Origin of the sequence: Granulicella mallensis MP5ACTX8 (genome assembly GCF_000178955.2) — a bacterium.
Taxonomy (GTDB): domain Bacteria; phylum Acidobacteriota; class Terriglobia; order Terriglobales; family Acidobacteriaceae; genus Granulicella; species Granulicella mallensis.
The window spans coordinates 4694803-4707852 of record NC_016631.1; the positions used below are offsets into that span (position 1 = coordinate 4694803).

Consider the following 13050-nt stretch of genomic DNA (forward strand, 5'->3'; position numbering starts at 1 on the left):
ATTCAGCGTTGCCGCCCAATCAGGACAAAGCCTTTGGCGAGACGGTTCCGACCGGACACAGGGATATTTGCGTCCTCGGCAATCTCCGACCAATTGTCGATGGCCAGGTTGACATCGGACAAGGTGTTCTCGGCTCGTCTCACTCCAAAACGGTCAGCCACTTCCAGCAGGTCCTCTTGGGTAATGCCGCTAAATTTTTCGCTCACACTCATTTGGTGCTGATAGGTCCATTCGCCGGTGGGATTGTAGGCATGGGTTACATCATAGGCAGGAGAGAGTGCCCAAGATTGGCCTTCTCGGAGGAGAAAGCCAATCCTCTTGGTGTGATCAGCTAGTGGTCGGCGATAGTCATTTCTGAGTCATCCGCGATACTGGACTGTAGGTTGGAGCATGGCCGGTTCCGGGAAGCGTGAACAATTCGCTCGCTGCCAGACTTACCGCTCGGAGTCGAGGTCTCCATCTCATGGAAACCACACATTTCGACGAAGAGGAATCAACCTGATCAGAAAAGAACCTTCAACGAAAGCTGTATCTGTCGAGGGCTGTTTTGCTGATTTGCACCGACCGTCCCGTATCCCGACCAAGCGCCCGGAGCATTTGGGTCTGCGACATTATTATTCCGCGTCAACGGGTCGGTGACATTCCCTGTGTTGGGCCCACCGAAGATAGGTGTATTCGTAAGGTTGAAAGCTTCTGACTTGAATTGAAGCTTTATATCGTTGGTGATGTTGAAACGCTTTTCCACGCCCAAGGACGTCTGTTGAGCCCAGGGGGTGCGGACCACACCAGTGTTGGGCATCGCCGTTATGGCGGTGTACTGGGCCAAGGGTGTGAAGCAACTCGGCTGCGTGCCACTCGTATAGGCGCTGTAGTTGTCGGAGTTATTCAGATAGCTGTAATAGGTCTTATGTGCAGGACGAATATTGTAGGGCCCACCACAGTTGTAGACATAACCATTGGGATAACCGATGGGTTGGCCACCATCATTCTGAAATATCCAGTCCAACTGCCAACTGTCGAGAGCCTGCCCTAAAAGGCCATGGGCGTTGCTGGCAATGAGGCCACCCTTGCCGATGGGCAACGTGTAGAGACCGCTGAAGGAAAAGTCCCAACCGCGGTCGTAGGGGTCAATATGGTACGTCGGATTGACGTCGACGAAACTATCCTGACTATCGTTGAGCCTGTCCGTCGCCGTCATCATCTTGGACCAAGTGAATGAAGCTAGAACGCTCAGACCCTTCACCAGAACGTTTGAGTTCGTGAGGCGCTTCTCAAACTTCGCCTGCAACGAGTTGTAGTTGCTGTATCCTTGCGGATCGGCATAGTCGGCGACATAGTCGAACTCGGGAAATGGAACTAGTAGCCTTACGGCCGAAATCGTCTGACTGCTACCGAGCGTTGTTGCCGGTCCTGCAATACCGTAAAAAGGATTCGGCACCTGAGCATTGTATTTTCCTGGGTTCACATGCGCGTCCGCAAACTCTGCAGGGGTAATGGAGTTCAATTGGATGGTGGAACGAAGCCGAGTCGTATGGGCTCCGACATATTCAAGGTCCCACACAGACTGAAATGGACCGGCCCCTTGGAACCCAAAAGAATACGACTGCACGCGAGGAATCTTCCGATCGCGCTGATCATATTGAACCCCATTCCCAATACCCGATTCCAACCCCTGGGAATTGCCCGGAGGGGCTGTAAAGCCGTTAGGATACGGATTACCGGTGCCGAAATAACCACTTGGTGTCAAGCCACCGTTCAGGGAGGCAGTATAGCCTGTTGTTTCTTGCCAGGTCGACTGTGCTCCTAGTTCAACTCCGAGCGCCGAACTCAACCCCCAGCCACCGCGAACAACGAGTTTGTCTCCCAAAGCGTACGACACACCGACCTTGGGCAGCAGGCTGCCCCAGTAGTTTTGATAAGCAGTGAAGTTGCCATTTGCAAACTGCAATCCTCCCAAAATCGGATTAGAGAGAGAGGCAGCAGCACCAGAGTAATCCAGTTGATTGGTAACCGGATTGACGCACGTCGTACAGAAGCCTGCCGTCAAGCGATTATTGCGGTCACGCGGCGAACTCTCAGTCTCCCATCGCAGGCCCAAATTGATCGTCAGGTTATGCATGACCTTCCAATCGTCCTGTGCATAGGCTGCATAGTAGTTGTAACTCTCGTAGGCGGTCAGAAAATCGTCCACGGAACCGCTGTCGGGCACCCCTAATAAGAGTTCCGCTATACCGTCGCCATCGCCGACATTGTTATAGGGATCCTGTTGCGTGTATTGGCTCCCGAAGGAAAAGTTCCCATTGGGCTGTCCATCGCCCCCAGGTATGTCGTGGAATAGCATAAAATCTGCGCCGTAGTGCAGGTTGTGGTGCCCCAACACCTGATTCACAGAAGGTGACAATTCATAGGTCTCGTACATATTTGGATTGACGGTATTTCCGATAATGTTCGCAGTGCAACAGTTGGAGATACCAATCTCTGGAGCATATCGGTTGGATGTCGTCGGAATCTGCGGCATGCTTAACCCTAGACTCTCCGCTGTAAGACTGTTATCGAGACCAGCAGCAAGCGCGCCGTCGTAGCTGATATTTGTTGCTCGATTGTAGGAAACGCGAATGTCTCCGAAGAGTGTTGACGTAAACGTATGCGTCAAATCGAGGACCTGTGTCAAGCTTGATTTGTAGTTATTGATATTTCCCTGCGCAATTCCACCTGGCAGACCGGACGAATTACTATCGGATGTACCTGACCACCACGCGAACATCCCATACATGCGGGTTCTGTCGCTGAACGCATAGTCAACGCGAACGATCGGCTGGTTGTACTGAAACCGGCCGGGATTATCCCCAATATAGTTGTTGCTATAGGTATTACCCGGAACATTGGGATGAGGCCAGAGCTTCAAAATATTGAGGCCGATCGGGCTGATTCTGTTCGCCGGAATCGTATTGTTTGGGAACGGATTCCTCGCGTAACTCTCACATGGATTCTGACCTGGGACGACGCAGTGTGTTGTCAGAGGATCATAGATATTGTGCCCACTGGTGTTCGCCAGATAATTTGTCAGGTTCACACTGCCATCCGGTCCCGGCAACATGTCCGGAGTTACAGTCCCCGTTACAACGGCCACCGGATACACTTCCCGCCAACCTTCATAGCTACCAAAGAAGTAGAGCTTCTTATGAAGAATAGGTCCACCAACGGTGCCACCAAACTGGTGCTGATTGTGAAATGCTTTACTTTGCCCCTGCTGATTCAACTGATAATAATTCGCATCCAAGATCGAATTGCGCCAAAAATCATAGACCGTCCCGTGGAATTGGTCGGTTCCACTCTTGAGCACGGTATTGACGGTTCCACCCGCCTCGCGGCCGTACTGAGCGTCATAGGTATTGGTCATCACCTTGAACTCTTCGACAGCATCGACGCTGGGCGAGATGTTCCAGGTTCCCGAACCGCCTCCTCCCTGCTGTGAGACCGAGGCGCCATTCAGAGAGAACTGATTGTAGTTTCCTGATTGCCCATTGATGGAATATGCATTGCTCTCGTCCTGCCCGGTGGCCTGTTGTGCACCCGTAGTGGCATAGTTTTTCACCCCTGGAACCAGAGACAAAAGTCCGTAGACTTGGCGGCCATTCAAAGGAAGATTTTGGACCTTCTCCGGATCCATTACAGTTCCACCCGAGGCGTCATCTGTATTGAGCCCCACGGCATCAGCAGAAACTACTACCGATTCGGAGACACCACCAACTTGCAGAGCGAAGTTCAGATTGATCTTTGAAGAGACTTCGATATTAATATTGCTTTTCGTAACCTCGCCAAAGTCCGGCGCCTTGGCAGATACCCGGTACACGCCCAATTGAACATAGGGAATCGTGTATTCCCCATTGGCACTTGTCACCGCATGATAAGTCTGCTGCGGGCCTACGGCAGTGATCGCAGCTTTGGGTATCACCGCTCCTGATTGATCCGTTACCCGTCCAGTGATCGTGCCTCGATATTCCTGAGCCCCACAACATACCGAGAGAAAGAACGTTAACAGGCAAATTCCGAGGAAGAGACGCTGTTGCAGATTTGACATTAGCTTAGGCATTGCTGACCTCTGAAATGGATGTACTTGTTCGGTTGAATCTGTGTTTTCGACTGGATTCCTGGGGATCATCGTCACAGCCAGAAACATGGGCCCTGAGGTGTTCGGAGATCTCGGTTCAATTCACAGCACTCTGCAGGCCGAGGCACAGTCGCAGCTACCTGAACCCATAACCCCATCAATCTTTCGTGAGAGTTAAATGGGCTTCGCCCACTCTCGCTTCTTTCACGCGAATTTCAGAGGGTCAACACGATGAGTTTTTCTCAAGAAGGCGAAGCGGCATATCCTCGTTTGAGGCGCGCGCCAACACCCCTTTAGAGGGGCAGAACGTGCACGCTACCAACGCAATCACTGAACTCGCGGCTTTACCGTCTGATCCGGCAATGATCTCGCAGCGATCATTGCCGGATCTCAACAGTTGCTGGAACCACGACCGATTCGAATCGAATTAGCCAAGAAGGGAAAGTGCGACGTCGACGCACCGGCGTTTACCCAGGCATTTACCAGGGATGCGCAGCGCAAACTCTCAAGTACGCCCAAACGTCGATGGCATCCTGTGCCATGAATGGCGAGGACGGGGATGCCAACAGGTTTTGCTCACTCCAACATGAATCGAGGTCCGACACCGGATTTGCGGCGACCAATGGAGGCTGCGATCACAGGGGTTCATTGTAGACTCCGAATTCGGTAATGCCAGGAGGTAACGTCGAGCCAGACAATACCAACCGAATACGCTCCGCACTGATCCGTTCGAACTGGTGCAGCTGGAATGTATTCCCACCTTTGCCTATTGCGAGATCGGACCATGAGCCGTCATGCCAATGCTGCACTCGATAGCTGTCAATTCGGCTCTTCGCTCCAGAGTCCGAGTCGTAGCGGGACTCCACGATCGAAACGGTATTGAATGCGACCGATTGATCAAAATCAATCTCTAGCCAGCCTGACTTCTGCCCTTCATCGCATATCCAGGAACTTCGAAAGTTATTGTCATTCGCGAGATCGGGTCCGGACGTATCGGCACTGCTGCTGGCAAAAGAACGCTTGGCAAATGCCAGATTCGGAGTCGTGATCTGGATGGAGGCGGCTATCTTCGGGGAAGGACCGGGGTTCTTCCAAAGCTTGCCAATCTCCTCAAGCCTCGCAATTGCGTTTGGATCAAATCGCCCATCCCGGTTCGGAGCAACATTCAGGATGAGATTGCAATGTCCTTGATTGAACGGAATTAGCCATTCGTCGACAATCTGCTTGGCTGACGTTAGCTCTTGCCGAGGATAGTCAGACTTCCAAAACCATTCGCTCTGCAACGTAGTGCCAGACTGCGATGGAACCAGACTGTCAGCTGGAATCTTCTGGCCGGCGTGTTGCTCGTACTCCTTGATATCTGAGTAATAGAGAGCGGGGCCAGGATACTGGCCCGCGTTGTGGTCAGAGACCAAACAATTGGGCTGAAGGCTCTTTATATGATCGTAGATTGTCCTAAAGGGGAGTTGATCGTAGTGCAACCGCGCCCAACCACAGTCCCACCCGTCGAAGATCAACATCGTGATCTCTCCGTAGTTGGTCAGAAGCTCGGTTAGCTGGACTTTAATCAGGTCGATCTTCTGCGATGTGATCTGATACGGACGGATATCAGCCCTCAGATCGAGAATAGAGAGATAGAGGCAAACTTTCAGCCCGCGCTTCCGAAAGGAATCGGTATAAGAGCGGACGATGTCATGCGGGAAGGACGAGTCCTTGACACTTGGGCTACTAGTCCTTGTGGGCCAGAGACAAAAGCCGTCATGGTGTTTCGTCGTCAGACATCCATATCCCATGTTGGCGGACGCGGCCGCCTCTGCCCACTGATCCGTGTCCAGATGAGCTGGATCGAACAGCTTCGGAGATGCCTTTGGGTCTCCCCACTCACGCTCCTCAAAGGTAGCCATGTTCAGGTGAATGAACATCCCGAAACGCAAGTCCAAAAACTTCTGTTGCAGATCTAACAACGGCTCCCGCACTTGAGTCGGAGCGGACAAAGCGTCCAATCTGCGCGCGCCTCCTAGCAACGTCGCAGCTGTCATGAGCCCATAGTTGAATTCTCGCCGGCTGATCGTCACTCAATTTCTCCTTGCGGCAAAGGGGCCGTCCCGTTATGCATTACTGTTAGGGAAGAACGTCTGCCATTGCAGCGCAAACCAAATCACGATAGAGCGACCCGAGGCCATCTGTCAGTCAAGAGGCAGTGGCGTTCTCTTCAAAAGATGATCTTTGCGGCAATCTGAAGCTTGCGAGCATCATTGGCCGTACTGGAGACTACTCCGAAGGTCGTCGGGCTCGAAAGATCGGTTCCAGGTGTACCTAAGATGACACTGTTGGTTGCGTTGAACGCTTCACCTCTAAGTTCGAGGCGCGCCGACCCGTACATTGGAAATTGCCGGAAGACAGAGAGGTCAAGATCCCAGAAACCTTGTTGCCGCAGAGAGTTGCGTCCAACGTCTCCATAGGTGTATTGCGCAGGTGCAACGAAAGCAGCGGTATTAAACCACTCGTCTTTCGATTGATGTGCTGGTTTCGGGTTACCGACAAGATTCGGCCTCTCATATCCCTCATTTCCAACGTTGGCGATGTCCGGATCAAGATTGAGGCTAAAATTTTGGCCGGAGTGGGCGCTGAAGATGGCATTACCCTGCCAGCCGCCAAGTGCATAATCGGCCAATCTGTTGCCGGTCGAGAAGCGCTTGCCGCGGCCGACCGGCGCCTCGTAGTTGACGTTCGCCGTGAACTGTTGAGGAAGATCGAATGCAGATACGCTGCGGTCACCGCGGATGTTGTACGGGTTCTGGACATTGGTACCTTCAACGCCGAAGTAACCCGAGGATCCTTCATCAATCGACTTACTCCAGGTGTAGGAGATTTGATAGGCGAGGCCACCTTCAAAGCGCCGGCTCAAAGCAAGCTGCAAGGCGTTATACGTTCCGTTTCCGATGGAGCGATCATAGTTGCTGGCAATCATGTAAGGGTACAGCGATCTCGCGCTTGGATCTCCGGGGCCGGGTGTGACGGCGGTGTTGTAGTAGGTCCCAACATCCAAACGATGTGATTCCGACCCAACATAATTGAGCGAGAGGTTCATATTCTGAGTCAGCTGCTGCTCGATTCCGAGGTTGTATTGTTCGGAATAAGGGTTCCGGATATTCGGATCTACGTAGTAGTTCGCATTTGACGGAGTGAACGGGGTACTTGCAGGTAGATCGGAGGCACTAGCACCGAGAAACGGATTTTGCCCGGTCACTGTTGGAAGTAAGCTTGTGCCGCTAGGCAGATTGAGACTCTGAACGGATTGAGTTCCTATATCCGGCCAGGAGCCTTGATAGTTCTGCGCCAGTTGGATGGCAGCAGCCCAATTATCGAAGATGATCCCAAAACCTACGTGAATCACAAGGCGCGGGTTGGCACGGTATATTGCACCGATTCGTGGGCCGAAGTTCGTCTTCGTGTCATGCAGTATTCGCCTATCAGGGCTTACGACGACATGCGCTGGCAGAACGCCTCCCGGTATACATGGCGCGTGCCCGCGATCCTCACAGGAGGGAGGAAGCTGTTGGACGATATAAGTGCCATTGTCGAAGTCCATGTCTCCGGTCTCGATGCTGCCCTGCGTTCCGACTGAACTCTCCGTTCCGTAGCCAGGGATGAAGGTGCGGTCATAGCGAAGCCCAGCGTTGACCGTTAGTTTCTCCGTGACTCGCATCTGATCCTGTACATAGAATCCCATGATGCCGCCCGGTCTCTCCGCGATGTTCACGTTACGGCGGTAGGCGTTATCCGGAACATTGAGCAAGAAGGAAGCGAGGGCGCTTCCCGTGGTGCCGAGATTATTCGGATCGGCTGTCTGCTGAGGCGCAAACCCGACCTGTCCGTAGAGCTGTTTCTCGGTATGCCCCAGACTATTCCACTCTCCGCCAACCTGGAGGACATGCCGCCCGAAGCTCTTCGTGACATCGCTCTTGTACTGCCATGTCGTCGATAGATCGGGGGAAGGAGCAGACGATTCCCCGCCGCTGAAGAAGCCATTGACACCAATCTGTGGCATCAGTTGAATGCCGCCGACAAATCCTGCAATCGCGGGCGTCGCTCCGTATGTCCCAATTACATTGGGGATAGAGAAGAGGCTCTCGCTATCGTAGCCAAGATGAGAACGCGCGAATTGGGCCTGCAGGCTGAGTGAAGGTCCGAAGACGTGCATCCAACTCGCTCCGTAGTTCTGACCCGGCTCACTGAGGGTTTGCGTGATGCTGGGAAGGCCTCCTGGCGTCGTTTCATTCAAGCGCTCTGCGCTGTAGCGAAACCAAACGAAGTCGTGATCCCCGAAGTTATGGTCGATCCTGACGGTATAGTTTTGTTGCTGCTGCTTGTTCGACTCTGTATTGATGGCGTTATATTGCGGCGCACTGGGTATGAAGATCGGGGCCGGCAGAACCAACTTTGCATAGGCAACCGCTCTTGGATCAACCTCTGAGGGCGTAATTTGGTTATTGGCATAAGCCGTCCGGAGAAATTGACCAGGGTTTGCGGGATCGGGTCGAGTCGACGAGGGATCATAGATCTGCGTAGGCACCGCACTTAAATCGCCGTTGAGCTCTGCGGCGGTAGGAACGATAAAGAAGCTATTGGAAGGCTGACTGAAGAGAAATCCCTCGGCGGCCACAAAGAAAAAGGTGTTCTTGCGCAGTCCTGCCAGTTTAGGAAGTATTACCGGGCCGCCGAGCGAACCGCCAAACTGGTTCTGTCGAAGCGGCGTAACAGAGCTCAGAAATGGATTGCGCGCATCGAAAAAGTCGTTGCGTAAATACTCCCAGGCAGAGCCATGGAAGTGCTGCGTCCCAGATTTCGTCACGACATTGACGATGCCACCCGTTACGCCTCCATATTGGGCCTGATCCGGATGAGAGAGAACCTTGAACTCTTGAATCGCATCAATAATCGGGGCAACGGTGTAGGTGTTGTACCAGCTGTTCTCATCGTTCAAGCCGTCCACCATGAAAAAGTTGCTACGGTTCGTCTGCCCATTTACCGCGGGAAATGTGAATGCTGAGCCAAAGGTAGTGGGCGTTCGATCACCGCTGCCATTCTGGGCCACGCTGATCGGCGAGGCGCCGGGCGTGAGCGAAAGTAATTGGGTGAAGTTACGTCCATTCAGAGGCAGGTCCGTCACTTCCCTACTTCCGATGACCGTGCCCAACTGGGAGCTGCCGGTTTCGAGCGTCTGTCCTTCCGCTTGCACGGAGACGGTCTCATTGACGGCTCCGACCGTCATCGTTATGTCAATGGTGCTCGTTTGGCTAACAACGAGCGTGAAGCCACCGCTGCTAAACGTAGCGAATCCAGTCTTCGTCGCTTGCAAGGTATAGGGTCCCGGAGGGACGGCAGGAAAGTTATAGCTCCCGCTGTCGTTGGAGGTCGCAGCGCGCTCCACTCCCGTTGCCCCATTCTTCAGCACAATCCGCGCGCCTGGCACGACTGCACCGCTCACATCCTTGACCCCTCCTGTAACCGATGCCGAAGAAAGCTGAGCGGCTGCTGACGGGCTCCAGAGCTGGCTCACCAGAACCATGAACGAAAGGAAGAGTGCCAATTTAGCGCAAGTAGGCCTGCTACACGAAGTGCTCACGATGATGACCTCTACAAGGAAACGTTGATGGGAACGGAGTCGGGGGAATGATCCTTCGAATCTCTCACGTGGACCAAAACTAGATCGACACGATGAGTGTCCCTGATGAGGTCAAGCCCGTAAATGCTGAATAGGGTCGTGTTCCTATAACCCTTTTGAGGGAGCGTATACTACCGCCAGCTCGGGTTTGCCGTAAGCCCTCTCAACTAGTCGGGCATTCTCTTCGTGGCGCCGCTCCTGGCCATCGTACGGCGAATACCTCTCCATACCCGTGCTCCATAGCCAAGAGGCTGCCCTTTTTGAAAGGCGATACGGCCTGCGATACGGAGTTCGACCTCAGTTCCGAATCCCGCTTTGCTATAGATCTGGAATTCTGCGCCGAGAGAAGCAGCGCGTTCTCGCATACCCGGGAGGCCCCAGTGATCCACCGTACGACCTGACTTAAGGACGGAGGGTTCGAGGCCGCGGCCATCATCTCGCACCCGAAGCGATATGGAGGTTTTGGAATAGACCAGCTCCGCCTCCACTTTCGAACCTTGTGCGTGCAGGAAGCTATTGTTGATCGCCTCCCGCCCAATGTTAAATATCTCCTCGGACACTATCCGCCGTAGTGGTCGAGGCGTGCCATGTACTTGCAATACGAATGGGAGATTAGCGTTCCTTGCCATTTCATGCCCTGCCTCAGAGAGAGCTTCTGGAAGATCAACCGAGTTCGCCTCGGAACGGAGATCGCGAACTCGTTGACGGCCCTCGATGAGCATCTTCTCTGCAAGAACCAGGGTGTCCTCCAATGCGGCGCGGGTCGAATTTCCTTCTGGGTAATTCGTTGTGAGAACGCCGAACCTTAAGATGAGGCCATGCACCCCCTGCAAGAGAGTGTCATGCAACTCTCGCGCTATACGCTCTCGCTCCGCCATTCGATCCGCGGCCATGGTCTCGTGCAGAGAGAGAACCTGTCGAATTCTGAAGAGGTAGAGAAGATAGATCAATCCGCAAAAGACCACCGCGCAGGCGAGAAAAAATCCTCTCGTCTGATTGAATGCTGGCGAGATGTGGAAGGCAAGAGACGCCCCCGTGTCGTTCCAAATGCCGTCTCTATTGGAGGCGATCACATGAAACACATAGCTCCCCGGAGCAAGGTTTGTGTAGAAAGCCTCTCTTCGCGTTCCTGCATCCTGCCATTCTGAATCGTTTCCATCGAGCCGATATTTGAAATGGACATTCTCCGAAGAGGTTAGGGTCGGAGCGGTGTAGCTGATCTGTACGCTCTTGGTTCGTGGCGGAAAATCCAGCTTGGAGGTCGCTTCGAAAGACCTGTCACCGATGTTCACGGACTTTATAAGCACCGGCGGAGGAGGAGGATTGCTCCATGACTGCAAGGGATTGAGCCATGCGAGCCCATTCGACGAAACGAACCACAACCTGCCATCTGAGGCCTGAACCGAACTCGAACGCGGAGTCAAACCGGGGGGAGAACTATCGAGGTAGAGTGACTGATAGGTCACCGGTTGTTCCAAATTTCTAGGCAGTCTAGCGAGCTCTGACCTAGCAATACGACCTACAGCGGATCTATCCGTAATGAACAGATCCCCGGTTCGTGCGAAGACGAGGCCAAACACGCCTCGCAGCTCTTTGCGGTCTGCCAGTTGTACTGGATTAAAGATTTGATTCCTGAAAAACGCTATGCCAGTGTCCCCGCCAGCCCATAGAGTCCCTGCTTCTTCCGTCAGAGTCTTGATGTTTCCGAGTTCCAGACCAGACGAATGAGTGAAAGATCTCACCCCTTTCCCGCTGAATTCAAGGATGAGGTCATCGGGATAGCCCAGCCAGATGGCTCCGCCGCTATCGGTGAACGCACACAGTGCGGCGGTCTTCGATGGAATGGAGGGTGTCTTGATCTGGGTCCAGGTCCCGCCCGACAAACGAAAGACCCCTTCTCCATCTATAGAGACCCATAGCGCGCCTCCCTTGTCCATCGTCATGGCGAGTACGTTGTCGATCCCTCGCCGGCGATGGAAATCAGGCAGAGCAATCTGCTCCGATCGACCTGCGATGGTCCGTGACAGTCCATGCGGCGTGCTCAACCAAAGAGCCCCCTTTGGATCGCGATACATGGAGCTGACGCTCCCACCGGCACCTATCCTATTCCCTGTCTTTCCGTCGGCATCGATCGTGATCGCTGAGCCGTGGAAGGTTGTGACGACGACTGATCCATGATCTCCAGGGGCCAATTCCAGATCGGTCGCGCCCGTGGGCAATTTGACCGATACAAACTTGCTTGGAGTAAACCGGTCAATGCCGTTTTGCGTGCCTATCCAAACATTCTTTTCCCGGTCCTCAAAGACACTGAAGATCTCGTTTCCACTCAGCCCGTCTCTACTCGAAAACTCCTCTACGCCACTGGTAGGGGGAACTCCATCGCTGCTTGACACGCGTGATGCGTCAGAGACCCGATAGAGCCCATCGCCCGTGTTTTCGACCCAAAGACCGCCCGCCTGGTCCACAAAATAACCGGGGGCATCATGTCCCACAACAGATCCGTTCAGATAGGGCGTGTGCTCTGGCGTTTGATGTCCCATGGGTTTGTGCCGAATTGAGCGCGTCATCCAAATGGTTCCACCATATCGATAGACAAAGCCGAACCCGGCAACTTGCGGCCCCGCTATCTTAAATCGCGAAGCGCCTCTTGGTAGATAGACAACATTCTGACTCGTAAGCACCCAGAGCGTTCCATCCTCATCGATCGCCACCTCCTGCGCCAAAGATTCGGTATAGCCGGAATCGTCCCCCACTTTCTTCCAGCCTTCGTCTTCGAGACGAAATAGACCGCCTCTAGTTGCCGCCCACATTCGACCATCTCTGTCTTCCGCGAAATGAAATACCTTGACGTTCGCCGCCAGTCCTTCCGCGTCAACGAAGTTAGTCAGGCGATCGTCCTTGAGCAGGCTCGCTCCGCCATGGGTATAACCGATCCAAAGTCCCCCCTCTTTTGCGACAAAGAGCGTCGATATACCTATATCAAGAAGATGCTCGCCGTGCGCGGTTTGAAACTTCTGAAATTGCACGCCATCGAAACGATAGAGGCCAATCGGCGATGCAATCCAAAGATACCCATCTGGGGTCTGCGCAAAACATGTTGCGATAGCCGGTGCTCCCTCCCTGGCACTCCAGGCAGTGTGCTGAAACTCGCTGATCGGGGGGTACTCGTCTGCCCGGCAGGTGATCGCTCCACCGCCCACGAGAGACAGTCCGAAGATCACACGCAGGAGGCGGCGCGATAACACCATACCCTAATTTACCTGCATCGCAT

5 protein-coding genes are annotated in these 13050 nt (G+C 53.7%); all 5 read right to left on the reverse strand.

Annotated features, from left to right (window positions below):
• Positions 1–2 precede the first annotated feature (2 nt).
• Positions 3–314, reverse strand: a complete 312-nt coding sequence (locus ACIX8_RS25360) for a HipA domain-containing protein (RefSeq protein ID WP_083836718.1) — start codon at positions 312–314, stop codon at positions 3–5.
• 188 nt (positions 315–502) lie between these two features.
• Positions 503–4093: a TonB-dependent receptor domain-containing protein gene (locus ACIX8_RS18360; RefSeq protein WP_014266875.1), complete on the reverse strand. Its 3591-nt coding sequence runs from the start codon at positions 4091–4093 to the stop codon at positions 503–505.
• A 653-nt stretch (positions 4094–4746) separates the two neighbouring features.
• A complete protein-coding gene (locus ACIX8_RS18365) occupies positions 4747–6186 on the reverse strand; it encodes an alpha-L-fucosidase (RefSeq protein WP_014266876.1) in 1440 nt (479 codons plus the stop codon).
• Positions 6187–6323: 137 nt separating this feature from the next.
• Positions 6324–9740: a TonB-dependent receptor gene (locus ACIX8_RS18370; RefSeq protein WP_014266877.1), complete on the reverse strand. Its 3417-nt coding sequence runs from the start codon at positions 9738–9740 to the stop codon at positions 6324–6326.
• Positions 9741–9946: 206 nt separating this feature from the next.
• Positions 9947–13027 carry a sensor histidine kinase gene (locus ACIX8_RS18375; RefSeq protein ID WP_014266878.1) on the reverse strand — a complete coding sequence of 1027 codons (3081 nt, stop codon included), beginning with the start codon at positions 13025–13027 and terminating at the stop codon, positions 9947–9949.
• Positions 13028–13050: the final 23 nt, after the last annotated feature.

What these genes read in the sequence shown, in the direction of transcription:
- ACIX8_RS18360 (WP_014266875.1), bottom strand. Translation starts at nt 4,093, where the DNA reads ATGCCTAAGCTAATGTCAAATCTGCAACAGCGTCTCTTCCTCGGAATT.
- ACIX8_RS18375 (WP_014266878.1), bottom strand. Translation starts at nt 13,027, where the DNA reads ATGGTGTTATCGCGCCGCCTCCTGCGTGTGATCTTCGGACTGTCTCTC.